This window comes from Pseudomonas sp. A-1, assembly GCF_004801855.1.
Lineage (GTDB): Bacteria > Pseudomonadota > Gammaproteobacteria > Pseudomonadales > Pseudomonadaceae > Geopseudomonas.
Genome location: NZ_SSTC01000033.1, coordinates 12,458 through 35,447, shown reverse-complemented (window position 1 = coordinate 35,447; position 22,990 = coordinate 12,458). Strand labels below are relative to the sequence as shown.

General features: G+C 68.0%; 21 protein-coding genes. 5 read left to right on the top strand and 16 right to left on the bottom strand.

Going from position 1 to position 22,990, the window contains the following annotated elements; genetic code table 11:
• The first annotated feature begins 25 nt into the window (after positions 1 to 25).
• Positions 26 to 2,131, top strand: a complete 2,106-nt coding sequence (locus E5198_RS09680) for a bifunctional diguanylate cyclase/phosphodiesterase (RefSeq protein ID WP_136489791.1) — start codon at positions 26 to 28, stop codon at positions 2,129 to 2,131.
• A 2-nt stretch (positions 2,132 to 2,133) separates the two neighbouring features.
• Here E5198_RS09680 and rmuC read toward each other — a convergent pair whose 3' ends face one another.
• The 10 genes from rmuC to oscA form a co-directional block, all read right to left on the bottom strand.
• Positions 2,134 to 3,615: a DNA recombination protein RmuC gene (gene rmuC, locus E5198_RS09675; RefSeq protein WP_136489790.1), complete on the bottom strand. Its 1,482-nt coding sequence runs from the start codon at positions 3,613 to 3,615 to the stop codon at positions 2,134 to 2,136.
• A 406-nt stretch (positions 3,616 to 4,021) separates the two neighbouring features.
• Positions 4,022 to 5,431, bottom strand: coding sequence for a threonine synthase (thrC, locus tag E5198_RS09670; protein ID WP_136489789.1), 1,410 nt, complete (start codon positions 5,429 to 5,431; stop codon positions 4,022 to 4,024).
• 54 nt (positions 5,432 to 5,485) lie between these two features.
• On the bottom strand, positions 5,486 to 6,790 hold the full coding sequence (locus E5198_RS09665; RefSeq protein WP_136489788.1) for a homoserine dehydrogenase: 1,305 nt from the start codon (positions 6,788 to 6,790) through the stop codon (positions 5,486 to 5,488).
• Positions 6,791 to 6,899: 109 nt separating this feature from the next.
• A complete protein-coding gene (locus tag E5198_RS09660) occupies positions 6,900 to 7,634 on the bottom strand; it encodes a disulfide isomerase DsbC N-terminal domain-containing protein (RefSeq protein ID WP_136489787.1) in 735 nt (244 codons plus the stop codon).
• A gap of 94 nt (positions 7,635 to 7,728) precedes the next feature.
• Positions 7,729 to 8,619 carry a site-specific tyrosine recombinase XerD gene (gene xerD / locus E5198_RS09655; RefSeq protein WP_136489786.1) on the bottom strand — a complete coding sequence of 297 codons (891 nt, stop codon included), beginning with the start codon at positions 8,617 to 8,619 and terminating at the stop codon, positions 7,729 to 7,731.
• A gap of 89 nt (positions 8,620 to 8,708) precedes the next feature.
• Positions 8,709 to 9,698, bottom strand: a complete 990-nt coding sequence (locus E5198_RS09650; protein ID WP_136489785.1) for a sulfate/molybdate ABC transporter ATP-binding protein — start codon at positions 9,696 to 9,698, stop codon at positions 8,709 to 8,711.
• 3 nt (positions 9,699 to 9,701) lie between these two features.
• The gene (cysW, locus tag E5198_RS09645) at positions 9,702 to 10,577 is read right to left on the bottom strand and encodes a sulfate ABC transporter permease subunit CysW (protein ID WP_136489784.1); all 876 of its coding nucleotides are present in this window, start codon (positions 10,575 to 10,577) and stop codon (positions 9,702 to 9,704) included.
• A gap of 10 nt (positions 10,578 to 10,587) precedes the next feature.
• On the bottom strand, positions 10,588 to 11,406 hold the full coding sequence (cysT, locus tag E5198_RS09640; protein ID WP_136489783.1) for a sulfate ABC transporter permease subunit CysT: 819 nt from the start codon (positions 11,404 to 11,406) through the stop codon (positions 10,588 to 10,590).
• Positions 11,407 to 11,504: 98 nt separating this feature from the next.
• Positions 11,505 to 12,500 (bottom strand): sulfate ABC transporter substrate-binding protein, encoded by a 996-nt coding sequence (locus E5198_RS09635; protein ID WP_136489782.1) that lies wholly within the window; start codon positions 12,498 to 12,500, stop codon positions 11,505 to 11,507.
• 197 nt (positions 12,501 to 12,697) lie between these two features.
• Positions 12,698 to 12,883, bottom strand: coding sequence for a sulfur starvation response protein OscA (oscA, locus tag E5198_RS09630; protein ID WP_136489781.1), 186 nt, complete (start codon positions 12,881 to 12,883; stop codon positions 12,698 to 12,700).
• Positions 12,884 to 13,236: 353 nt separating this feature from the next.
• On the opposite strand from oscA, the gene E5198_RS09625 reads away from it, so the two are divergent.
• Both E5198_RS09625 and E5198_RS09620 read left to right on the top strand, forming a co-directional pair.
• Positions 13,237 to 14,196, top strand: a complete 960-nt coding sequence (locus E5198_RS09625) for a glucokinase (protein WP_168772507.1) — start codon at positions 13,237 to 13,239, stop codon at positions 14,194 to 14,196.
• Between the two features lie 4 nt (positions 14,197 to 14,200).
• Positions 14,201 to 15,967: an ABC transporter ATP-binding protein/permease gene (locus E5198_RS09620; protein WP_136489779.1), complete on the top strand. Its 1,767-nt coding sequence runs from the start codon at positions 14,201 to 14,203 to the stop codon at positions 15,965 to 15,967.
• Here E5198_RS09620 and E5198_RS09615 read toward each other — a convergent pair.
• The 6 genes from E5198_RS09615 to ffh all read right to left on the bottom strand — a co-directional run bounded on the left by E5198_RS09615 (position 15,953) and on the right by ffh (position 20,747).
• Positions 15,953 to 17,059: a glycoside hydrolase family 5 protein gene (locus tag E5198_RS09615; protein ID WP_136489778.1), complete on the bottom strand. Its 1,107-nt coding sequence runs from the start codon at positions 17,057 to 17,059 to the stop codon at positions 15,953 to 15,955. The two genes, E5198_RS09620 and E5198_RS09615, sit on opposite strands and share 15 nt — an antisense overlap.
• Positions 17,060 to 17,210: 151 nt before the next feature.
• Entirely contained in the window at positions 17,211 to 17,567 is a 357-nt protein-coding gene (gene rplS / locus E5198_RS09610; RefSeq protein WP_136489777.1) for a 50S ribosomal protein L19, read from the bottom strand.
• A 41-nt stretch (positions 17,568 to 17,608) separates the two neighbouring features.
• Entirely contained in the window at positions 17,609 to 18,352 is a 744-nt protein-coding gene (trmD, locus tag E5198_RS09605) for a tRNA (guanosine(37)-N1)-methyltransferase TrmD (RefSeq protein ID WP_136489776.1), read from the bottom strand.
• A gap of 3 nt (positions 18,353 to 18,355) precedes the next feature.
• Complete coding sequence (gene rimM / locus E5198_RS09600) at positions 18,356 to 18,892, bottom strand: ribosome maturation factor RimM (RefSeq protein ID WP_136489799.1); 537 nt, start codon at positions 18,890 to 18,892, stop codon at positions 18,356 to 18,358.
• 10 nt (positions 18,893 to 18,902) lie between these two features.
• A complete protein-coding gene (rpsP, locus tag E5198_RS09595; RefSeq protein ID WP_136489775.1) occupies positions 18,903 to 19,151 on the bottom strand; it encodes a 30S ribosomal protein S16 in 249 nt (82 codons plus the stop codon).
• A 222-nt stretch (positions 19,152 to 19,373) separates the two neighbouring features.
• Complete coding sequence (ffh, locus tag E5198_RS09590; protein ID WP_136489774.1) at positions 19,374 to 20,747, bottom strand: signal recognition particle protein; 1,374 nt, start codon at positions 20,745 to 20,747, stop codon at positions 19,374 to 19,376.
• 143 nt (positions 20,748 to 20,890) lie between these two features.
• Here ffh and E5198_RS09585 point away from each other — a divergent pair, with 143 nt between their 5' ends.
• Together E5198_RS09585 and E5198_RS09580 are read left to right on the top strand one after the other, a co-directional pair.
• The gene (locus tag E5198_RS09585; protein WP_136489773.1) at positions 20,891 to 21,688 is read left to right on the top strand and encodes an inner membrane protein YpjD; all 798 of its coding nucleotides are present in this window, start codon (positions 20,891 to 20,893) and stop codon (positions 21,686 to 21,688) included.
• 13 nt (positions 21,689 to 21,701) lie between these two features.
• Positions 21,702 to 22,979 (top strand): HlyC/CorC family transporter, encoded by a 1,278-nt coding sequence (locus tag E5198_RS09580; RefSeq protein ID WP_136489772.1) that lies wholly within the window; start codon positions 21,702 to 21,704, stop codon positions 22,977 to 22,979.
• Positions 22,980 to 22,990 lie beyond the last annotated feature (11 nt).

The following is a 22,990-nucleotide window of genomic DNA, read 5'->3' as shown; positions in this document are numbered from 1 at the left end:
TCCGGCAAGGAGCGGCACTACGACCATGCATACCGAGCAATCCATCCTCGTCATCGAGGACGACCAGTCCACCCGAATGCTGATCAAGTCGATCCTCGGCAAGCAGGGCTATCGACTGCTGGAGGCCACCGACGGCCAAGAAGGCCTGGAGGTTTTCCTGCGCGACAGCCCCGATCTAGTGCTGATGGACGTGATGATGCCGCGTCTCGATGGCTTCGCCGCCTGCCGGGCGATGCGCGAGTCCGAGGCCGTGCCGGGCACGCCGGTGATCATGCTCACCGCCGCCGATGCCACCACTGACGTGGAGCGGGCCTTCGAGTCCGGCGCCACCGACTTCATCACCAAGCCGATCAACTGGCCGCTGCTCGCCTCGCGGCTGCGCTATGCCCTGCGCGCCCGGCGCACCAGCCTGGAACTGCAGCGCACCCGGCTGCGCCAGAGCCACGCCCAGAAGATCGCCCGCCTCGGCTTCTGGGCCTGGCACACCGACAGCGACTGCCTAGAGTGGTCGGTGGATCTGGCCGAGATGGCCGGGATCGCCGCCGCGGAGGTCGATCATCTCGACAAGCTGCTCACCCGTGTCCATCCCGACGACCGGACGCGTCTCGCCCAGGCCATGAATGTCTCGCGCACGGCGCTGAGCCGGCTCGACCAAGAGGTCCGCTTGCCGCAGGCTGGAGGCGGCATGCGCGTGCTGCATCTGGTCGCCGAGCACAGCCCGACGCAAGGTCCCGCGCGGTTGTTCGAGGGCGCCTGGCAGGACGTCACCCAGACACGCGAAGCCGAGCGGATGGTCCAGCATCTGGCCCTGCATGACACGCTCACCGGCCTGCCCAACAGCAAGCTGTTCCTGCGCCTGCTGGAAACCGCGATAGAGGGCGCCCGCCGCGCGGGGTACGGCATCGCCATGGTGCTGTTCGACATCAGTCGCCTGGGACGCATCAACGATGCCCTCGGCATGAAAGTCGGCGACCTGGTGCTGGCGCGCGTCGCCCATGCCCTGCAACAGGGGATGCCCAGTGAGGTGCATGCCGCCCGCCTGGCCGGCGACGAGTTCGCCCTGCTGGTCCCGCACAACGACCTGTCCCGCCTGCGCGCCAAGACCGAGGCGGCGCTGGCGCGCACCAGCCAGCCACTCGACGTCGACGGCCAAGCGCTGTTCGTGTCGCTGACCGCCGGCATCGCCTTGTTTCCCGACCACGCCGGCGATGCAGAGGAGATGATCCAGGCCGCCCGGGATGCCCGCAAGCTCGCCCGCCTGCAAGGCAGACCACTGGGCATCGCCCGTCCGTCCGACACCGACAGGGGCACCGAGCTGAAACTGGAGCTTGCCCTGCGCACTGCGCTCGAGGAGAACTTCCGTCAATTCCATCTGGTCTACCAGCCGCAGCTGCAGCTGCGCGACAACCGCATCGTCGGCGTCGAGGCGCTGATACGCTGGGAGCATCCGGAGGTCGGTCCGGTGCCGCCGCCGCGCTTCATCCCGATCATGGAGGAGCTGGGCCTGATCAATGCCTTGGGCGAATGGATCCTGCGCAGCGCCTGCCGACAGCTACGCGCCTGGCAGAACCTCGGCATCCAGCTGCAGATGAGCATCAACCTGTCGCCGCGCCAGTTCCAAGACAACCGGCTGACGGAAGTGCTCGTCGCGGCGGTGCGCGATGCTGGCGTGCCACCGACGCAGATCAAGCTGGAGATCACCGAGAGCATCGCCATGCAGGACCCACAGGGCACCATCGAGCAGTTGCGCGGCTGGCGCGCCCAGGGCTTCCAGATAGCCATCGACGACTTCGGTATCGGCTACTCGTCGCTGGAATACCTGCTGCGCTTCCCGCTCGACACCATCAAGATCGACCGCGCCTTCATCAAGGACATCGTCGCCTCGCCCAGCGACCGCGCCATCGTCCGCGCAGTCACCGTCATGGCCCAGAGCATGGGCCTGAGCACAGTCGCCGAAGGCGTCGAAACCCAACGCCAGCAGGACTACCTGGATGCCATCGGCATCAGCCAAATCCAGGGCTACTTGTTCGGCAAGCCAATGCGCGCCGACGATTTAGCACGCTTCTACCTGACCCATCAGGGGCGCTCGACCACTACCGGCGCCGCGACACGACTGGCGCAGGCGCTCTAGTCCTAGGCTCCGTCGTCATCGGCCGCCACCAGCGGCGGCGCCCCGGCACGTACCAGCCAGTCGGCCGGCAGGCTCTTGCTGGCGCGGGCGCCGAGCGCCTTGAGCTGCTCGGCGCGGCCGATCAGGTTGCCGCGCCCCTCGCCGAGCTTGTTGCGCGCATTGGCGTAGGCCTTGTCGAGCTGCTGCAGGCGGCTGCCGATCTCGTCGAGGTCCTGGACGAACAGCACGAACTTGTCATACAGCCAGCCGGCGCGCTCGGCGATCTCGCGGGCGTTGAGGTTCTGCCGCTCCTGGCGCCACAGGCTGTCGATCAGGCGCAGGGTGGCCAGCAGGGTGGTCGGCCCGACGATCACGATGTTCTGCGCGAAGGACTCCTCGAACAGCCCGGGTTCGGCCTGCAGCGCGGCGGCGAAGGCGCCTTCCAGCGGCACGAACAGCAGCACGAAATCGAGGCTGTGCAGGCCCTCCAGGCGCTGGTAGTCCTTGGCCGACAGGCCCTTGAGATGGCTGCGCAGCGACTGCACGTGCAGCTTCAGGGCCTGCGACCGGGCGCCCTCGTCCTCGGCGGCGACGTACTGCTGGTACGCGGTCAGGCTGACCTTGGCGTCGACCACCACCTGGCGCTCGCCGGGCAGGCGCACCAGCACGTCGGGCTGGTAGCGCTGGCCGCCTTCGCCACGCAGGCTGACCTGGGTGTCGTACTCGCGGCCCTTCTCCAGGCCGGCGTGCTCGAGCACCCGCTCCAGCACCAGCTCGCCCCAGTTGCCCTGGGTCTTCTGACCCTTGAGCGCGCGAGTCAGGTTGTGCGCCTCCTCGCCCAGGCGCTGGTTGAGCTGCTGCAGGCGCTCCAGCTCCTTGCCCAGCGAGAAGCGCTCGCGCGCCTCCTGCTGGTAGCTCTGTTCGACGCGCTGCTCGAAGCTGTGGATGCGCTCGCGCAGCGGATCAAGCAGCTGGCTCAGCCGCTGCTGGCTGTTCTCGGCGAAGCGCTGCTCGCGCTCCTCGAAGATCCGCCCGGCCAGCTCGGCGAACTGCGCGCGCAGCTCGTCGCGCGCCGCCTGCACCTCCTCGAGGCGCTGGCGATGGCCCTGCTGCTGCTCGCGCAGGGCGCTGGCCAGCGCGGCGCGCTCGGCGGCGAGGTCGCGCAGCTCCTCCTCGCGCTGCTGGCGCTCATCCTGCCACTGGCGGGCCGCCTCGGCGGCCTGCTGGCGCTCGGCACCGAGCAGCTGGACCTCGCGGCGCAGGGCGGCGTTCTCGCCCTGCAGGGTCGCCAGCAGGCGCTGCTGGCCCTGCGCCTCGCCACGGACCTGGGCCAGTTGCCCGGCCAGCGCCTCGCGCGCCTGTTCGCCGGCGGCCAGACGCTCCTCCAGCAGGCCGGCCTGCTGGCGCGCCTCGCCGCGCTGCTGCTGCAGGCGCCAGAGCAGCCCCGCCAGAGGGAGGGCGGCAGCGACGATACCGAGCAACAGGCTGGACAGATCGAAAGGCATGAACGGACTCCCTGGCTGATAGCACCGAGTATAACGGTCAGGCGCTGCGGGCAGCGTCGCGCCGCCCCGGTTCAATCCACAATTGCTGTGGATAACTGGGTGGACAAATACCGGACAGATCGCCCCGCCCCCGGCGCGGCAGGGCCTGCAGACAGATTGGCTGTTTTTTGTTCAGAAGTTTTTCTGCTTGATTTTCAAAGAATTAGTTATTAGGGCAGCAGCCGTCCCGGCCCTGCTCCCGGATGCGACGGCGCGTCGCAGGCCTCGGGTTTTGTGCACAGGCGCACTTGACGATGGCGGCAGAGCACGCACCGGCAGCGAGCGGGCAGAACCCCGGCGGGCGCCCAAACGAAAGGGCCGGCTGCTCGCGCAGCCGGCCCTTGTGTGGACAACCCGCAGCGTCGCCTTACAGCGGCTTGCCGCGGTTGCCGTGCTGGCTGACGAAGTCCTGCACCGCCTTCAGGTCGTTGGCCAGCACGCTGCAGCGCTCCTCGCGCTGGAACAGGTCGGCCAGGTGCGGCGGCAGTTGCGGTACGGCAGCGATGCCGGCCTTCTCCACCGCTTCCGGGAACTTGACCGGATGCGCGGTGCCGAGCACCACCATCGGCAGCGCCAGGCTGCGGCGGCACTCGCGGGCGGCCTTGACGCCGATCGCGGTGTGCGGGTCGAGCAGGTAGCCGGTCTGGCCATGCACCTCGGCGATGGTGGCGCAAGTCTGCTCGTCGTCCACCGCCAGCGAGTCGAACAGGCGGCGGGCCTCGGTCCAGCGGTCGTCCTCGACCGACAGCTTGCCGGTGGCCTTGAACTCGTCCATCAGCGCGCTGACGGCGGCGCCGTTGCGGCCGTGCAGGTCGAACAGCAGGCGCTCGAAGTTGGAGGAGACCATGATGTCCATCGACGGCGACAGCGACGGATGCAGGGTGTCCTTGTCGTAGCGGTTGCCGGACATGAAGCGGTGCAGGATGTCGTTGCGGTTGGTGGCGACGATCAGCTGGTTGATCGGCAGGCCCATGTTGCGCGCCAGGTAGCCGGCGAAGATGTCGCCGAAGTTGCCGGTCGGCACCGAGAAGGCCACCGAGCGGTGCGGCGCGCCGAGCTGCAGGGCGGCGTGGAAGTAGTAGACGATCTGGGCCATGATCCGCGCCCAGTTGATCGAGTTGACCGCCACCAGCCGGGTGCCCTTGAGGAAGCCCTGGTCGGCGAAGCTGGCCTTGACCATCTCCTGGCAGTCGTCGAAGTTGCCTTCGATGGCGATGTTGTGGATGTTGTCGCCGAGGATGGTGGTCATCTGCCGGCGCTGCACCTCGGACACGCGGTTGTGCGGGTGCATGATGAAGATGTCGACGTTGTCGCAGGCCTTGCAGCCCTCGATGGCGGCCGAGCCGGTGTCGCCGGAGGTGGCGCCCATGATCACCACGCGCTCGTTGCGCTTGGCCAGCACGTGGTCGAGCAGGCGGCCGAGCAGCTGCAGGGCGAAGTCCTTGAACGCCAGGGTCGGGCCCTGGAACAGCTCGAGCACCCACTCGTTGGCGCCCAGCTGGGTCAGCGGCGCCACCGCCTGGTGGGCGAACACGCCGTAGGTCTCTTCCAGGATCCGCTTGAAGTCGGCGTCGGCGATGGAGCCGGCGACGAACGGACGCATCACCCGGAAGGCCAGCTCGTGGTACGGCAGGCCGGCCCAGGAGGCGATCTCCTCGACAGTGAAGCGCGGCAGGTTTTCCGGCACGTAGAGGCCGCCGTCGCTGGCCAGGCCGGCGAGCAGCACGTCTTCGAAGTTGAGGGCCGGCGCCTGGCCGCGGGTACTGATGTAGCGCATGGGGAAAAACCTTCGGTGCGGGCTGCCGGCGCGCGGCCGGCAGCCGTTGACGGATTAGTTGAGCTGCTCGACGCGGATGCGCACGACCTTGCCGGCCACGCCCTCGAGGGCCTCCAGGGCGGCGATGGCGTCGTCGATCTGCGCCTCGCGCACGCGGTGGGTGACCAGGATCATCGGCACCAGGCCGTCGTGCTCCTCGGCTTCCTTCTGCATGATCGACTCGATGTTGATGCCGCGCGCGGAGAGGATGCTCGCCACCTGGGCCAGCACGCCCGGATGGTCCTTGGCCTGGATGCGCAGGTAGTAGGCGCTCTCGCAGGCCTCGATCGGCAGGATCGGGTGGTCGGACAGCGCGTCCGGCTGGAACGCCAGGTGCGGCACGCGGTTCTCCGGGTCGGTGGTCAGCGCGCGGACCACGTCGACCACGTCGGCCACCACCGCCGAGGCGGTCGGCTCCATGCCGGCGCCGGCGCCGTAGTACAGGGTGCTGCCGACGGCGTCGCCGTTGACCATCACCGCGTTCATCACGCCGTTGACGTTGGCGATCAGGCGGTCGGCGGGGATCAGGGTCGGGTGCACGCGCAGCTCGATGCCGGCCTCGGTGCGGCGGGCCACGCCGAGGTGCTTGATGCGGTAGCCCAGCGCCTCGGCGTAGTTGACGTCGGCGGTGGTCAGCGCGGTGATGCCTTCGGTGTAGGCCTTGTCGAACTGCAGCGGAATGCCGAAGGCGATGGAGGCGAGGATGGTCAGCTTGTGCGCGGCGTCGATGCCCTCGACGTCGAAGGTCGGATCGGCCTCGGCGTAGCCCAGCGCCTGGGCTTCCTTGAGCACGTCGTCGAAGGTGCGGCCCTTCTCGCGCATCTCGGTGAGGATGAAGTTGCCGGTGCCGTTGATGATGCCGGCCAGCCAGTTGATGCGGTTGCCGGCCAGGCCCTCGCGGATCGCCTTGATCACCGGGATGCCGCCTGCCACGGCGGCCTCGAAGGCGACGATGACGCCCTTCTCGCGCGCCTTGGCGAAGATCTCGTTGCCGTGCACGGCGATCAGCGCCTTGTTGGCGGTGACCACGTGCTTGCCGTTGTCGATGGCCTTGAGCACCAGCTCGCGGGCCACGGTGTAGCCGCCGATCAGCTCGATGACGATGTCGATTTCCGGGTTGTCGACCAGCTCGAACACGTCACCGGTGATGGGGGTACCGGTGGTATCGCATTGCGGGTTGGCGTCACGCGCGGCAATCTGCGCCACTTCGATGCCGCGCCCGGCACGGCGGGCGATCTCCTCGGCATTGCGTTTGAGCACATTGAAGGTACCGCCACCGACGGTCCCCAACCCACAGATACCTACTTTCACCGGTTTCACTATCAGTTCCCCATCTTTACGACGCAGTACGGCCGGGAATCCCGGCCGATGAAAAGATCCGCACATTACGAAGCGGTGGATTGTTAGTCAATCGGCAGCTGAACGCCGATCACTTCGCCGCCAGCGCCGCCTCGGCCAGCTGCGGCGCCGGCTGGTAGCCGGGGATCAGCTGGCCGTTGGCCAGCACGATGGCCGGAGTGCCCTGCACGCCGATCATCTGGCCCAGTGCGTACTGCTTGCTCACCGGGTTGTCGCACTCGGCCTGCGGCACGTCCTTGCGCGCCTTGGCCAGGTTCATCGCCTCGCGCGGGTCCTTGGCGCACCACACGCTGACCAGGGTGTTGTAGCCGTGGCTGCCGACGCCCTGGCGCGGGAAGGCCACATAGCGCACCTCGACGCCGCGGCGGTTGAGCTCGGCCACCTCGCTGTGCAGCTTCTGGCAGTAGCCGCAGTCGGTGTCGGTGAACACGGTGATGTGGGTCTTCTGCGCTGCCTTGGCGTCGGCCGGGAACACCACCATCTCCTTGACCGGGATGGCATTGATCTCCTTGGCCACCGCCTTGCTTTCGGCCTGCTCGGTGAGGTTGACGGCCTTGCCGTCCTTGACCTGGTACAGGAAGCCCTGCATGACGAACTGGGCGTCGGCGCTGGTGTAGAGCAGGCGGCCGCCCTTGAGCTGCACCTGGTACAGGCCGGGCATCGGGCTCTCGCTGATCGCCTCGATCGGCAGGTCCGGCTGCAGCGCCTTGAGGGACTGGCGGATCGTCTGATCGGGGTCGGCAGCCTGGGCGATGGCGCTGGCCAGGCCGAGAGTGACGGCAGCGAGGAAGCGGAACGGACGCATGAAGACTCCTTGAAGCGGCGAAGCGGCTTGGTTGATGGCCAAGCCTACCACAGCCACCCGGGCCGGCCGCGGCAACGGCGCACGCTGCCGACGATCAAGCGGACGAGCTGCCCTGCAGGGCCTGCAGGCGCGCGTCGGCGATGTGGATGTAGATCTGCGTGGTCGACAGGTCGCGATGCCCGAGCAGCATCTGCACCACCCGCAGGTCGGCGCCGTGGTTGAGCAGGTGGGTAGCGAAGGCGTGGCGCAGGGTGTGCGGCGACAGCGGCTGATCGATGCCGGCGCTGCGCGCGTGGCGCTTGATGCGGTGCCAGAAGGTCTGCCGGGTCATCTGCTCGCCGCGCAGGCTGGGAAACAGCACCTCGCTGGGCCGTCCGAGCAGCAGCTCGCCGCGCGCCGCGCGCAGGTAGCGCAGCAGCCAGTCGATGGCTTCCTCGCCGAGCGGCACCAGGCGCTCGCGCCCCCCCGGGCCGTTCACCCGTACCACGCCCTGGCGCAGATCGACCTGCTCGAGGGTCAGCGCCACCAGTTCGCTGACCCGCAGGCCGCAGGCATACAGCACCTCGAGCATGGCGCGGTCGCGCAGGCCGAGCGCCGCGCCGGTGTCCGGCGCGGCCAGCAGCGCCTCGACCTCGGCCTCGCCGAGGCTGTGCGGCACGGCGCGCGACTGGCTCGGCAGGACCACCTGCAGGGTGGGGTCCTCGGCGATCAGCCCGGTGAACTGGCAGTAGTGGTAGAAGCCGCGCAGGCAGGACAGCAGGCGCGCCGTGGAGCGCGCGTGGTAGCCGCGCTCCTGGCGCCAGCCGAGATACTCGCGTACCAGCTCGCGGTCGACCCGCAGCAGGTCGAAACCGCGCTCGGCCAGCCAGGCGCGGAACAGCGCCAGGTCGGTGCCGTAGGCTTCCCGGGTGTGGCGCGACAGGCCCTTCTCCAGCCAGAGGGCATCGAGAAAGCGGTCGATCAGGGGATGGGCGTGCTCGGACATGGGCAGGGCGCGATAACGACGGGAACGCCAGTCTGGCACGCCCGCCCGGCCAGCGGCCAGCCCGCCCCGCCAGGGCGGGCCGGGGGCGGTCAGGACGCCGAGCGCAGGCTGTCGGTGGCGGGCCGGAAATACAGGCGGTCGCCGCGCGCCAGACCGACCAGGCTGGCATGGCTCTTCACCACCTCGGCCTCGACCAGTTCGCCCTGCCCCTCGACCTTGAGGGTCACCCGGGTGATGGCGCCCAGCGGGCGGATGTCGCGCACCTCGGCGGCCAGATGGCCGGGCAGCGCCTCGCGTGACAGCGACACCTCGTGCGGACGGAACAGGATGTGCCCCTCCTCGCCCAGGTGCAGGCGGTTGGAGTCGCCGAGGAAGTGGTAGACGAAGTCGCTGGCCGGCTGCTCGTAGACCTCGCCCGGCGCGCCGATCTGCTCGATCACACCCTTGTTCATCACCACGATGCGGTCGGCGACTTCCATCGCCTCTTCCTGATCGTGGGTGACGAACACCGAGGTCAGGTTGATCTCCTCGTGCAGGCGCGCCAGCCAGCGGCGCAGCTCCTTGCGCACCTTGGCGTCCAGCGCGCCGAACGGCTCGTCGAGCAGGAGGATCTTCGGCTCCACCGCCAGCGCGCGGGCCAGGGCGATGCGCTGGCGCTGGCCGCCGGAGAGCTGTTCCGGATAGCGGTCGGCCAGCCAGTCGAGCTGCACCATGTTCAGCAGTTCGTGGACCTTGTCCCTGATCTGCGCCTCGCTCGGCCGTTCGCGCTTGGGTTTCATGCGCAGGCCGAAAGCGACGTTGTCGAACACCGTCATGTGGCGGAACAGCGCGTAGTGCTGGAACACGAAGCCGACGTTGCGGTCGCGCACGTCGTGGCCGGAGACGTCCTCGCCGTGGAAGGCGATGCTGCCGGCGTCCGGGGTCTCCAGGCCGGCGATGATGCGCAGCAGGGTGGTCTTGCCGCAGCCGGACGGGCCGAGCAGCGCCACCAGCTCGCCGCTGTGGATGTCCAGGTTGATCGCGTCGAGGGCCTGGAAGGCGCCGAAGCGCTTGCTGACGTTGCGGATCTCGATACTCATGGCTTATTCCTCGGCAGCGTTCGACTTGAGGCGGGTCAGACGGCTTTCGCTCCACTGTTTGAGCAGCAGGATGCACAGCGCCAGGGCCAGCAGCAGGCTGGCGACGCTGAAGGCGGCGACGTGGTTGTACTCGTTGTAGAGGATCTCGACGTGCAGCGGCAGGGTGTTGGTGACGCCGCGGATATGTCCGGAGACCACCGAGACCGCACCGAACTCGCCCATCGCCCGCGCCGTGCACAACACCACGCCGTAGATCAGGCCCCACTTGATGTTGGGCAGGGTGACGTGCCGGAACATCTGCCAGCCGTTGGCGCCGAGCAGGCGCGCGGCCTCCTCTTCCTGGGTGCCCTGCTCCTGCATCAGCGGGATCAGCTCGCGGGCGACGAAGGGCACGGTGACGAACACGGTGGCCAGCACGATGCCGGGCACGGCGAAGATGATCTGGATGTCGCGCTCGGCCAGCCACTCGCCGAAGAAGCCCTGGGCGCCGAACAGCAGCACGTAGATCAGGCCGGCGATCACCGGCGACACCGAGAACGGCAGGTCGATCAGGGTGACCAGCAGGCTCTTGCCGCGGAACTCGTACTTGCTCACGCACCAGGCGGCGGCGACGCCGAACACCAGGTTGAGCGGCACGGCGATGACCACGGCGGTGAGGGTCAGCTGCAGCGCGGCGAGGGCGTCCGGCTCGAGGATGGCGGTGAAGAAGGTGCCCAGGCCCTGCTTGAGCGCCTCGCCGAGCACCACGTAGAGCGGCAGCAGCAGGAACAGGGCGAACGCCAGCCAGGCGCCGGCGATCAGCAGGGAGCGGCCCAGCGCATGGCCGCGGCGGGCGGCATTGCCCTGTGCGGCGCTGGAGGCGACGGTTACGGATGACATGGCGGCCTCCTCACGGCGTTTCGATGCGGCGCTGCAGCAGGTTGATCAGCAGCAGCAGGACGAAGGACACCACCAGCATCAGCACGCCGATGGCGGTGGCGCCGGTGTAGTCGTACTGGTCGAGCTTGACCATGATCAGCAGCGGCAGGATCTCGGTCTTCATCGGCATGTTGCCGGCGATGAAGATCACCGAGCCGTACTCGCCGACGCCGCGGGCGAAGGCCAGGGCGAAGCCGGTCAGCCAGGCCGGCAGCAGCGCCGGCAGCAGCACGTGGCGGAACACCTGCAGCGGCTTGGCGCCGAGGCAGGCGGCGGCCTCCTCGACCTCGCGCGGGATGTCCTCCAGCACCGGCTGCAGGGTGCGCACCACGAACGGCAGGGTGACGAAGGTCAGCGCCAGGGTGATGCCCAGCGGGGTGTAGGCGATCTTCAGGCCGATATCGGCGGCCAGGCTGCCGATCAGCCCCTTGGGCGCGTAGAGCGCGGTGAGGGCGATGCCGGCCACCGCGGTGGGCAGGGCGAACGGCAGGTCGATCATCGCGTCGATGACCTTGCGCCCGGGGAAGCGGTAGCGCACCAGCACCCAGGCCAGCAGGGTGCCGATCACGCCGTTGAGCAGGGCGGCGGCCAGGGCCACGCCGAAGCTCAGCTTGAGTGCGGCCAGCACCCGCGGTGCGCTGACGATGGCCCAGAACTCGCTCCAGCTGAGCTGGGCGGCGTGGACGAACATGGCACCCAGGGGAATCAGCACCAGGAGGCTGAGATACACCAGGGTGTAGCCCAGCGTCAGCCCGAAGCCGGGTATGACGGGGGAAATGCGGCGGGACATGGGTTCCTCGCAAGTTTCTTGGCCCGGAGGCCATCCGGGTTGTGGTCAAGCAAGAACCCCCGGTGGCGGACACCGGGGGCTCGATCGGCAGGCGGAGATCACTGCACCTGGTAGATCTGGTCGAATACGCCGCCATCGTTGAAGAACTTCGGCTGCGCGCTCTTCCAGCCGCCGAAGTCTCCATCGATGGTGACCAGCTTGAGCGCCGGGAACTGCTGGGCGAACTCGGCGGCGACCTTCTCGTTGCGCGGGCGGTAGAAGTGCTTGGCGGCGATGCGCTGGCCTTCCTCGCTGTACAGGTACTCGAGGTAGGCGGTGGCCACTTCGCGGGTGCCCTTCCGGTCGACGTTCTTGTCGACCACCGCCACCGGCGGCTCGGCGAGGATCGACAGGCTGGGCGCGACGATCTCGAAGTTCTCGCCGCCCTCCTCCTTGAGCGCCAGGAACGCCTCGTTCTCCCAGGCCAGCAGCACGTCGCCGATGTCGTTGTTGACGAAGGTGATGGTCGAGCCGCGGGCGCCGGTGTCCAGCACCGGGACGTTCTTGTACAGCTGCTCGACGAAGGCCTTGGCCTTGTCCTCGCTGCCGTACTGCTGCTGGGCGTAGGCCCAGGCGGCGAGGAAGTTCCAGCGCGCGCCGCCGGAGGTCTTCGGGTTGGGGGTGATCACCTCGACGCCCGGCTTGACCAGGTCGTCCCAGTCCTTGATCTGCTTGGGGTTGCCCTTGCGCACCAGGAACACGATGGTCGAGGTGTAGGGGGTGCTGGCCTGCGGCAGGCGCGACTGCCAGTCCTCCGGGATCAGCTTGCCGAGCCTGTGCAGCTCGTCGATGTCGCCGGCCAGAGCCAGGGTCACCACATCGGCCTTGAGGCCGTCGATCACCGCACGGGCCTGCTTGCCCGAACCGCCGTGGGACTGCTGGATGCTCACGGCCTCGTGGCCCTGGGCCTGCCAGTGCTGGTTGAAGGCCGCGTTGTACTCCTGGTACAGCTCGCGGGTCGGGTCGTAGGACACGTTGAGCAGGGTCTGCGCCTGTACGGCGGCGCTGAGGGACAGGCCGACGATGGCGGCCAGAGCGAAACGACGAATGGACATGCTGGTGCTCCTTGGGCGTGCTCGGCGGCACGCCGGATAACGGCGGAATGTGGCAATCGGGTCGGGAACGACGGTTGGCGTCACATTCGCCAGCAACAGCGGCGGAGGGCTCGGATGCTCATGTGCGTGCTCATGGTCTGGTCGATGTCAGGTGGCATGCTCACGCCCTCCGGTGGTCCAGTCGGGCCTGTGCGAAATCAGGGTTGCTTGCTGCCGCTCGGCGGCTGCAGGCGGAACTTTTCCTTGCGCTCGATCTGCACCACCTGGCCGTTGTGCACGGTGATTTCCACCGCGCCGTAGCGCAGGCCGTGCAGGGCATTGTGGATCTCGCGCAACAGACCGGCTTCGTCCTGGCCGGCGACACTGCGTAGGTTGGCGCTCATGGGGATGCTCCTTGGCTATGGATCGCCCGCGGGCCGTGCCCCGGCGATGGAGCGCATATTAGGCACACCATTTATATTCTTAAAAATATTGTTTAAGAATTCTTCTATAATTTAATGACATAAAAACCAGGCAGGCCCGGGCGCGGCCGGCGCGCCTCGAATCGCCGCCCACCGCCGCAGCGCAGCCTGGCTCCCGGCTGCGCCACCTGGCCGCCTATACTGCAGGACACATGCGCAGCGGGCTCCATGCGCCGCTGCCGCTACCCCGATCCACCGGGCGCCCTCGCCCGGCCTGCCGAACAGCCCGCGCACGAGGTGCGCCGGCCGGCGTCCGAGCGCACGACGAGGTAGGCATGCTCATTCTGGCGGCAGACATCGGCGGTACCCGGGCGCGCCTGCTGCTGGGCGAAAGCCGCGGCGACACCTGGCAGCCCCTGCGTCAGCAGACCCTGGCCAGCCAGGAACATGCCGACGGCCTGAGCCTGCTGCGCGCCTTCCTGCGCCCGGGCGAACAGCCGCAGGTCGCCTGCCTGGCCGTGGCCGGGCCGGTCGATGGCCGGCAGGTGCGACTGACCAACCTGCCCTGGGACCTGGACGCCGACGAACTGGCCGGGCAACTCGCTCTGCGCCGGATCGAGCTGGTCAACGACCTAGCCGCCCAGGCCCAGGGCCTGCCCCTGCTGCACGACGAGCAACTGTACCCCTTGCAGAGCGGCAGGCCGCAGCCCGGCGGCGTGCGCGCCCTGCTCGCCGTCGGCACCGGCCTGGGCATGGCGCTGCTCGCCGGCACGCCGGCGCAGCCGCTGGTCCTGCCCAGCGAGGGCGGCCATGCCGACTTCGCCGCGCAGGACGAGCAGCAGCTCGCCCTGCTGCGCCACCTGTTGCCGCGCCACGGCCGGGTCAGCCTCGAGCTGCTGCTGTCCGGTGCGGGGCTGGTGCGCCTCTTCGCCTTTCTCGCCGGCCGCGACGAGGATGCCGACGACCTGCCCGGTCCCGCGCAGATCGGCGCCGCCGCCGCGGCCGGCGACGCCCGGGCGACGGCGACCCTCGAGCTGTTCGCCCGCCTGCTGGCCGGCGCCGCCGGCAACCTGGCGCTGACCGGCCTGGCCCGCGGCGGCGTGTACCTGGGCGGCGGCATCGCGCCGAAGATCCTGCCCTGCCTGCGCCTGCCGGCGGTGCGCGAGGCGTTCGTCGCCAGGCCGCCGATGCGTGCGCTGCTGGAAGGCATCCCGCTGCAGGTGGTGCTCGACGAGCAGCTGGGCCTGCGCGGCGCCGCGCAGATCGCCGCGCGCCTGGCGCTGCAGGCGGAGTGACGCCATGGCACCGGCCAGCCCGCCCCCGCCCCGGCTGACCTGGCAGTTCCTGCGCCTGGCCGGCGCCTACTGGAACTGCGAGCGCCGCTGGACGGTGCGCGCGGCGGTGCTGCTGCTGGTGGCGCTGACCCAGGCGCAGGTGGGCCTGGCGATCTGGATCAGCTACTGGCATCGCGAGCTGTTCGACGTCCTCGAGGCGCGCTCGCTGCGCGATCTGGTCTGGCTGATCGCCACCTTCCTGCTGATCTTCGTGCTGACCATGCTGGTCACCGCCCTGCACTTGCACGTCAAGCGCTGGCTGCAACTGGACTGGCGGCGCTGGCTGACCGACCGCCTGCTCGACCAGTGGATGGCCCACGCCCGCCACTACCAGCTGCAGTTCACCAGCGGCGAGCACGACAACCCCGACGGGCGCATCGCCGAGGACATCCGCATCGCCACCGAGACGGCCATCGCCCTGGCGCTGTCGCTGCTCTATTCGCTGCTGATCCTCGGCAGCTTCATCGACATCCTCCTCGACGTCTCCGGCAGCCTGCCGATCCCCGGCACCTCCCTGGTGGTGCCCGGCTATCTGGTGCTGCTGGCCTTCCTGTATGCCGGCGGCGGCACCGTGTTCGGCCTGCTGCTGGGCCGGCCGCTGATCCGCGCCACCAACCGCCTGCAGACGGTGGAGGCCAACCTGCGCTTCGGCCTGGCCCGCGCCCGCGAGAACTCCGAGGCGATCGCCCTGATGCACGGCGAGGAGATCGAGCACCGCCAGGCCGATCGGCTGTTCGCCGACGTCGGCCAGGGCTGGAACCGCCAGACGCTCGGCTACCTGGGCATCGTCTCCTTCTCTACCGGCTACGGCACCCTGCTGCCGGTGTTCCCGATCCTGGTCGCCGCGCCGCAGTTCATCGCCGGGGGCATGACCCTGGGCGTGCTGATGCAGGCGGCGCAGGCCTTCCAGCGCCTGACCTCGGCGCTGTCCTGGCCGATCGACAACCTCGGCGAGCTGGCCAAGTGCCGCGCCTCGGTCGACCGGGTGGTGAGCCTGTACAACGACATGCTGCTGCTCGAGGAGCGCGCCGACAATCCGGTGGAGCACCGCATCGACCTGCGCCGCAGCCAGGGCGACATACTGACCCTGCGCAACCTCAGCCTGGCCAATCCGGACGGACGGGTGCTGCTGGAGCCTCTGGACCTGAGCATCCAGCGCGGCGAACGGGTGCTGATCAGCGGCGACCCGACGGTGACCATCGCCCTGTTCAAGGCAGTCGCCGGGCTGTGGCCCTGGGGCCATGGCGAAATCGAGCTGCCCGCCGGACAGAGCATCGTGTTCCTGCCGCAGCGGCCGTTCCTCCCCGACGGCACCCTGCAGGCAGCACTCAGCTACCCGCATCCCGCCGGCCACTTCGGCCACGCGCAGATCCTCCACGCCCTGGACTGCGCCGGCATCGCCTGGCTGGCACCGCGCCTGGAGGACAGCGACGACTGGGACCGCGTGCTGCCGCTGCGCGCCCAGCAGCGCATCGGCATCGCCCGCCTGCTGCTGCACCATCCGGCCTGGGTGTTCATCGAGGAGGCCACCGACGCCTTCGACGTGCAGGGCGAGGAATGCATGACCGAGGTGCTGCACCGCGAACTGCTCGGCTCGACGCTGCTGACCATCAGCTTCCACCGCACCCTGGAACACTTCTACACGCGCCGGCTGGTGCTCGACCGGCTGTGCGAAGACAAGTACCTGAGCTGCTCGCCGGAGCCGGCCCCCTGCGCCCTACGCGAACCCTGACGGCAGCCAGCCGCGCTCGACGCAGTCGCGGAAACACCAGGCCGGAGTGGTCTCGGTCTTGTAGCTCCAGAAGAACCAGCCCAGGTACTTCTCCCAGGTGGCCAGCTGGGCGGCGGCGTAGCCGCGGTAGGCCACATCCTCCTGGAAGGCGTCCATGTACTCCAGCGCGTGATTGAACGGCCCCTCGGCCCACAGCGAGACCACCCGGAGGTCCAGGCCCAGACTCCACTCGCCGCAGAAGGTCGGCAGGCCCAGCTCGGTGATGACGGCATCGGCCTCCTGCTTCCACTCGCCGGCAGCCTTGCGCAGGTGGCCGTAGATGTCCATGTCGATGTCGCCGCGCTCGAAGCACTGGTAGCGGTGGATGTCGAAGATCACGTTGCGGAACTCCGGCCCCTGCATGAAGCCCAGATACTCGCGGAAATCGCGGAAACCGTCATGGAACACCACCGCCACCCGCTCGGCCGGGCAATGCTTGCGGATGCGCGCGTAGGCGGCCAGGTAGTAGGCCTTGAGGTAGTCGGTAGGCACGTCCCAGCGCGGTTCGTTGAGTGCTTCGATGGCGTGCAGCGCCGGATGGTCGCGATAGCGCTCGGCCAGGCGCTCCAGCACCGCCAGCGAATGCTCGAGGTATTCCGGGCGGGTGTGCCATTCGCAGACGTCCTTGATTCCGCCGTTGTCGAAACCGTTCTGGCAGCCCGGGGCGGCATGCAGGTCGAGCACCACGCGCAGACCGAACTCCTGCGCCCAGTCCATGGCGCGGTCGAGCACCTCGATGCCGCCTTCGACGAAGGGATGGCGGTGCACGCCGTAGCTCGGGTGCCAGGGATAGTCGGGGCCGAAGATCCAGTGGCCCAGCGGGATGCGCACGGCGTTCAGGCCATGGCCGGCGATCCAGGCGAAGTCGTCGCGGGTGACGAAGCTGTCCCAGTGCCGGCGCAGGCGCTCGCCCGCAGCCTCGCCCAGTTCGGCGCACCAGGTGGTCTCGTCGGTGGCCGCCAGCCCTTCGAACAGACTCGGCACCATCCATTTCTCCAGCACCAGCCAGCTGCCCAGATTGACCCCGCGCAGCTTCATGCCTGCCTGCTTCATCGCCGTCTCCCCCGCGCCTGGCGCGTCCAGCCCACCTGACTGTCAGGCTAGCAGACGCCAGACGCAGCCGAGGCCGCGCACCACCGACCCAAATCGCGGACACAAAAAAAGCAGCCCGAGGGCTGCTTTTTTTGCTGCAGGGAAGCGGGTCTCAGACCAGCTTCTCCTTGATGCGAGCGGCCTTGCCGGACAGGTCGCGGAGGTAGTACAGCTTGGCCTTGCGCACGTCGCCGCGACGCTTGACGGTGATGCTGTCGACCAGCGGGCTGTAGGTCTGGAAGGTACGCTCGACGCCGAAGCCGCTGGAGATCTTGCGCACGGTGAAGGCGCTGTTCAGGCCGCGGTTACGCTTGCCGATCACCACGCCTTCGAAGGCCTGCAGACGCTGACGGTCGCCTTCCTTCACCTTCACTTGCACGATCACGGTGTCGCCGGGGGCGAACGCCGGGATCTCTTTGTTCATCTGTTCAGCTTCGATCTGCTGAATGATCGGGTTCTTGTTGCTCATGCTGTGCTCCATAGACAAGCCTGCGGCCTGCCATCGATACGTTAACTATCGTTCTGCTGGCGGATATATTCGTCCAGCAGCTTTTTCTCTTCTCCAGAAAGCGAGCGACTATCCAGAAGATCGGCACGTCGTTCCCAGGTACGTCCCAGGGACTGCTGCAAACGCCAGCGCCGGATGTGTTCGTGGTTGCCGCTGAGCAGCACCGGCGGAACACTTTTGCCCTCGTACACCTCGGGTCGGGTGTAGTGCGGACAGTCGAGCAGGCCGTCGGTAAACGAGTCCTCCTCGGCGGAATCGGCGTGTCCCAATGCTCCGGGCAACAGCCGCGTCACCGCATCGATCAGCACCATGGCCGGCAGCTCACCGCCGGACAGGACATAATCGCCGATCGACCATTCTTCATCCACGTGCGTCTCGATGAAACGCTCGTCGATGCCTTCGTAACGCCCGGCGATGAGGATCAGACGCTCCTCGTTCGCCAGTTCGCGGACCGCCGCCTGATCGAGACGACGCCCCTGCGGCGACAGGTAGATCACCTTGGCCGCACCGCCTGCAGCTTGCCTGGCATCGGCCAGGGCCCGCTCCAGCGGCTTGATCTTCATCACCATCCCCGGGCCACCGCCGAAGGGCCGATCGTCCACCGTCTGGTGGCGGTCCTCGGTGTAATCCCGCGGATTCCAGCATTGCAGCTGCAGGAGACCCTGCTTCACCGCACGGCTGGTGATGCCGTACTCGCTGATGGCGACGAACATCTCGGGGAACAGGCTGAGAACGTCTACCCGCATGGGTCAGAAATCCGCATCCCAGTCCACCCGCAGCTCACCGGCAGCCAGATCGACCTTCTGCACGCATTGCTCCGTGTAGGGCAACAGGCGCTCGCGATCATCCAGACTGCCCGCACAGGGCTTCACCACCAGCACGTCGTTGGCGCCGGTTTCCAGCAAGTGGTCGACCTTTCCGAGCAGCTGCCCGTCCTGGTTGATGACCTTCAGACCTTCCAGCTGATACCAGTAGAACTCGTCCTCTTCCAGCGCCGGCAGCAAGCTGCGCGGTACACAGATGAGGAATCCGGCATAGCCGCGGGCCTCTTCGCGATCGTCGAGTCCCTTGATCTTGGCGGTCAGCACCTTGTTGTGCAGGCGCCCACTGGCCAGTTCGACCTGACGGACCTCGCCATCACGCTTGAGCGTCCAGTGGCGGTAGTCCAGCAGGTTATCCAGCGGATCGGTGTAGGAGTAGATCTTGACCTCACCGCGGATGCCGTACACCGAGACGATTTTGCCAAGGACGACCAGATCCTCGGCGGGTGCCGGCGAATTTTGCATCATCGAGCACTCAGGCCTGAGCAGCCGCTTCCTTGAGCAGCTGGGCAGCGCGCTCGGACGGCTGGGCGCCCTGGCTCAGCCAGTACTGGGCACGCTCGGCGTTCACGGAGAGACGCACTTCACCACCGGTGGCGACCGGGTTGAAGAAACCGATGCGCTCGACGAAACGGCCGTCACGGGCGGAGCGGCTGTTGGTCACGGTCAGGTGGTAGAAAGGGCGCTTCTTGGAGCCGCCACGAGCAAGACGGATGGTTACCATTGAACTTCGTTCCTGTAGTAGGTGCTTGCAAAAGCTGTATGCACACTAGGGCCCACGGCCCGAAAGGCCGCACATTTTAAGGATTATCCGGAGAAATGCAAAGCCATTTTGCGGCGCCCGCCATGGCGGGCACCGTTCCCGGGGTCTTCCTCATTGTCGCGCGCGGTCTTCGCCGCGCACTACGTCCGACGGCATCGCCTGCGCGACGCCGCCGATCGATCCTCACATCTTCGGCATGCCGCCGCCCATCAGGCCGCTCATGCCGCGCATCATCTTGGCCATGCCGCCCTTGGCGGTGACCTTCTTCATCATCTTCTGCATCTGCTTGTGCTGCTTGATCAGCCGCCCGACATCCTGCACCTGGGTGCCGGAACCCAGGGCGATGCGGCGCTTGCGCGAGCCGCTGATCATTTCCGGGTCGCGCCGCTCGGCGGGGGTCATCGAGTTGATGATCGCCTCCATCTGGCGGAACTGCTTCTCCGCCGCCTGCTGGGCATTGCCCATCTGGCCGAGATTGACGCCGCCGAGCATCGGCAGCTTGTCCATCAGGCTGCCGAGGCCGCCCATGTTCTTCATCTGCTGCAGCTGGTCGCGGAAGTCCTCGAGGTCGAAGCCCTTGCCCTTCTTCAGCTTCTGGGTGAGCTTGGCCGCCTTCTCGCGGTCCATGGTCTGCTCGGCCTGCTCGATCAGGCTGAGCACGTCGCCCATGCCGAGGATGCGCGAGGCCACGCGGTCGGGATGGAACGGATCGAGCGCCTCGCTCTTCTCGCCCATGCCGAGGAACTTGATCGGCTTGCCGGTGATCGCGCGTACCGACAGCGCGGCGCCGCCACGGGCATCGCCGTCGACCTTGGTCAGCACCACGCCGGTCAGCGGCAGGGCGTCGTTGAAGGCCTTGGCGGTGTTGGCCGCATCCTGACCGGTCATGGCGTCGACCACGAACAGGGTCTCGACCGGGTTGATCGCGGCGTGGACCTGCTGGATCTCCGCCATCATCTCGGCGTCGACGTGCAGACGGCCGGCGGTGTCGACGATCACCACGTCGATGAACTTCAGCCGACCCTCGGCGATGGCCGCGCGGGCGATGTCCACCGGCTTCTGGCTCAGGTCGGAGGGGAAGAAGGTTACCCCCACCTCATTGGCCAGGGTCTCCAGCTGCTTGATCGCCGCCGGGCGGTAGACGTCGGCTGACACCACCAGCACCGACTTCTTCTTGCGCTCCTTGAGGAAGCGCGCGAGCTTGCCGACCGTTGTGGTCTTGCCCGCGCCCTGCAGGCCGGCCATCAGGATCACCGCCGGCGGCGCGGCGTTGAGGCTCAGGTCCTCGTTGGCCGCGCCCATCAGCGCTTCCAGCTCGGCGCGGACGATCTTCACGAACGCCTGGCCCGGGGTCAGACTCTTCGACACCTCGGTGCCGACCGCACGCTCCTTGACCTTGTTGACGAAGTCCTTGACCACCGGCAGGGCGACGTCGGCCTCGAGCAGGGCCATGCGCACCTCGCGCAGGGTGTCCTTGATGTTGTCCTCGGTCAGCTTGGCGCGGCCGGTGACATTGCGCAGCGTCTGCGAGAGGCGGTCGGTCAAATTCTCGAACATGCACGTTCCTTTGAAGAGGGAGCTTGCGGCAGGCGGCGGATTATAGCCGAGTGCGACGACCACCGACACCGTCCCCCAGGCTTTCGTGGATAGCCGGTTCTGTGCCAAACTCGGCAACTTCGAGGCTTCCCCCACAAGGACTTATGACGCCTTTGCTGCCCAGCCTGGCGGCGGCCGGCCTGTACGCCGGCGCGGCCCTGTACCAGGCCCTGCTGCTCTCCCGCCGCGCGGTGCCGGACAAGCGCCTGCTCGGCCTGCTCGGTGCGCTGGCCCTGCTGGCCCACGCATTCGGCCTGCGCCTGCTGCTGCTCGACAACGGCGCCCTGCTGCTCGATTTCTTCAACGCCGCCAGCCTGCTGGCCGCCGCGGTGATCGCCCTGACCCTGCTGGCCAGCCTGCGCATCCCGGTGGAGAACCTGCTGGTGCTGCTGTTCCCGCTCGGCAGCCTGACCGCCCTGCTGGCACTGCTGCCCGGCGGCACCACCCGGCCGATCGTCGAGGCGCCCGGCATCCTCGCCCACATCCTGCTGTCGATCCTCGCCTACGGCCTGTTCACCATCGCCGTGGTGCAGGCCCTGCTCCTGCTGCTGCAGAACCACCAGCTCAAGCACAAGCACCCCTCGGGGATCATCCGCAACTTCCCGCCGCTGCAGACCATGGAGAGCCTGCTGTTCGGCTTCCTGTGGGGCGGCTGGAGCCTGCTGTCGCTGTCGCTGCTGTCCGGCTGGCTGTTCCTCGACGACCTGTTCGCCCAGCACCTGGTACACAAGACCCTGCTCGCCTGCCTGGCCTGGGTGGTGTTCGGCGTACTGCTGTGGGGCCGCCACCAGCTCGGCTGGCGCGGCGGCAAGGCGATCCGTTGGACCCTGGCCGGCTTCCTGCTGCTGATGCTGGCCTACTTCGGCAGCAAGCTGGTCCGCGAATTCATCCTGCACATCTAGGACTGCCGACGCCGTGGGCGATCTCCATTCGGGTTTGTTGTTCGGACTGCTGGTATTCCTGATCGCCTGCTCGGCGTTCTTCTCCAGCTCCGAGACCGGCATGCTCAGCCTCAACCGCTACCGCCTGCGCCACCTGGCGCGCGAGGGGCACAAGGGCGCCCGGCGCGCCAGCGAGCTGCTCAGCCGCCCCGACCGCCTGCTCGGCACCATCCTGGTCGGCAACAACGTGGTCAACATCCTCGCCGCCTCCATCGCCACGGTGATCGCCGTGGACCTGTGGGGCGAGGCCGGCATCGCCATCTCCACCGTGGTGCTGACCATCGTCATCCTGATCTTCGGCGAGATCACCCCCAAGACCCTGGCCGCCCTGCGCCCGGAACAGGTCGCCTACCCGGCCAGCCGCGTGCTGCTGCTGCTGATGCGCCTGCTCCACCCGCTGGTGTGGGTCACCGGCGCGATCAGCAATGGCCTGCTGCGCCTGCTCGGCATCGACCCGGCACAGCACCGCCAGGAAGGCCTGTCCGCCGAGGAGCTGCGCAGCGTGGTGCGCGAGGCCGGCGGCGGCCTGCCGCTCGACCGGCAGAACATGCTGCTGGGCATCCTCGACCTGGAGCGGGTCTCGGTCAACGACATCATGATCCCGCGCAACGAGGTCATCGGCATCGATCTCGAGGAGGACATCGGGCAGATCGTCGCCCAGCTGCGCAGCACCAGCCACACCCGCCTGCCGGTGTACCGCCACGACCTCAACCAGGTCGAGGGGGTGATCCACATGCGCCGCATCGCCCGCCTGCTGACCCACAGCCAGCTGACCCACGAGGCGCTGCGCAGCGCCTGCGTGGAGCCCTACTTCGTGCCGGAAAACACCCCGCTGTCGACCCAGCTGATCAACTTCCAGAAGTTCAAGCGGCGCATGGGCATGGTGGTCGACGAGTACGGCGAGGTGATTGGCCTGGTCACCCTCGAGGACATCCTCGAGGAGATCGTCGGTGAGTTCACCACCCAGCCCGGCCTGCGCGAGCCGTCCGTCCACCCCCAGGACGACGGCAGCTTCGTGGTCGACGGCAGCGCCAACATCCGCGAGGTCAACCGCGAACTGGGCTGGCACCTGCCCTGCGACGGCCCGCGCACCATCAACGGCCTGGTCACCGAGGCGCTGGAAACCATCCCCGACAGCAGCGTATGCCTGAAGATCGGCCCCTATCGCCTGGAGATCCTCCAGGCCGAGGAAAACCGCGTGAAGCGCGTACGCGCCTGGCGGGCCGAGCCCGGCCGGCACGAGGACGAATGAGCCGTCGCCGT

Excerpts from the sequence above, each read along its gene's own strand:
- thrC (WP_136489789.1), bottom strand. The coding sequence starts at position 5,431 with ATGCGCTACATCAGTACCCGCGGCCAGGCGCCGGCCCTCAACTTCGAA.
- rmuC (WP_136489790.1), bottom strand. The coding sequence starts at position 3,615 with ATGCCTTTCGATCTGTCCAGCCTGTTGCTCGGTATCGTCGCTGCCGCC.
- cysW (WP_136489784.1), bottom strand. The coding sequence starts at position 10,577 with ATGTCATCCGTAACCGTCGCCTCCAGCGCCGCACAGGGCAATGCCGCC.
- E5198_RS09635 (WP_136489782.1), bottom strand. The coding sequence starts at position 12,500 with ATGTCCATTCGTCGTTTCGCTCTGGCCGCCATCGTCGGCCTGTCCCTC.
- oscA (WP_136489781.1), bottom strand. The coding sequence starts at position 12,883 with ATGAGCGCCAACCTACGCAGTGTCGCCGGCCAGGACGAAGCCGGTCTG.
- E5198_RS09660 (WP_136489787.1), bottom strand. The coding sequence starts at position 7,634 with ATGCGTCCGTTCCGCTTCCTCGCTGCCGTCACTCTCGGCCTGGCCAGC.
- rplS (WP_136489777.1), bottom strand. The coding sequence starts at position 17,567 with ATGAGCAACAAGAACCCGATCATTCAGCAGATCGAAGCTGAACAGATG.
- E5198_RS09625 (WP_168772507.1), top strand. The coding sequence starts at position 13,237 with ATGCTCATTCTGGCGGCAGACATCGGCGGTACCCGGGCGCGCCTGCTG.
- E5198_RS09585 (WP_136489773.1), top strand. The coding sequence starts at position 20,891 with ATGACGCCTTTGCTGCCCAGCCTGGCGGCGGCCGGCCTGTACGCCGGC.
- ffh (WP_136489774.1), bottom strand. The coding sequence starts at position 20,747 with ATGTTCGAGAATTTGACCGACCGCCTCTCGCAGACGCTGCGCAATGTC.
- cysT (WP_136489783.1), bottom strand. The coding sequence starts at position 11,406 with ATGTCCCGCCGCATTTCCCCCGTCATACCCGGCTTCGGGCTGACGCTG.
- xerD (WP_136489786.1), bottom strand. The coding sequence starts at position 8,619 with ATGTCCGAGCACGCCCATCCCCTGATCGACCGCTTTCTCGATGCCCTC.
- trmD (WP_136489776.1), bottom strand. The coding sequence starts at position 18,352 with ATGCGGGTAGACGTTCTCAGCCTGTTCCCCGAGATGTTCGTCGCCATC.
- E5198_RS09615 (WP_136489778.1), bottom strand. The coding sequence starts at position 17,059 with ATGAAGCAGGCAGGCATGAAGCTGCGCGGGGTCAATCTGGGCAGCTGG.
- E5198_RS09680 (WP_136489791.1), top strand. The coding sequence starts at position 26 with ATGCATACCGAGCAATCCATCCTCGTCATCGAGGACGACCAGTCCACC.
- rimM (WP_136489799.1), bottom strand. The coding sequence starts at position 18,892 with ATGCAAAATTCGCCGGCACCCGCCGAGGATCTGGTCGTCCTTGGCAAA.
- E5198_RS09620 (WP_136489779.1), top strand. The coding sequence starts at position 14,201 with ATGGCACCGGCCAGCCCGCCCCCGCCCCGGCTGACCTGGCAGTTCCTG.
- rpsP (WP_136489775.1), bottom strand. The coding sequence starts at position 19,151 with ATGGTAACCATCCGTCTTGCTCGTGGCGGCTCCAAGAAGCGCCCTTTC.
- E5198_RS09650 (WP_136489785.1), bottom strand. The coding sequence starts at position 9,698 with ATGAGTATCGAGATCCGCAACGTCAGCAAGCGCTTCGGCGCCTTCCAG.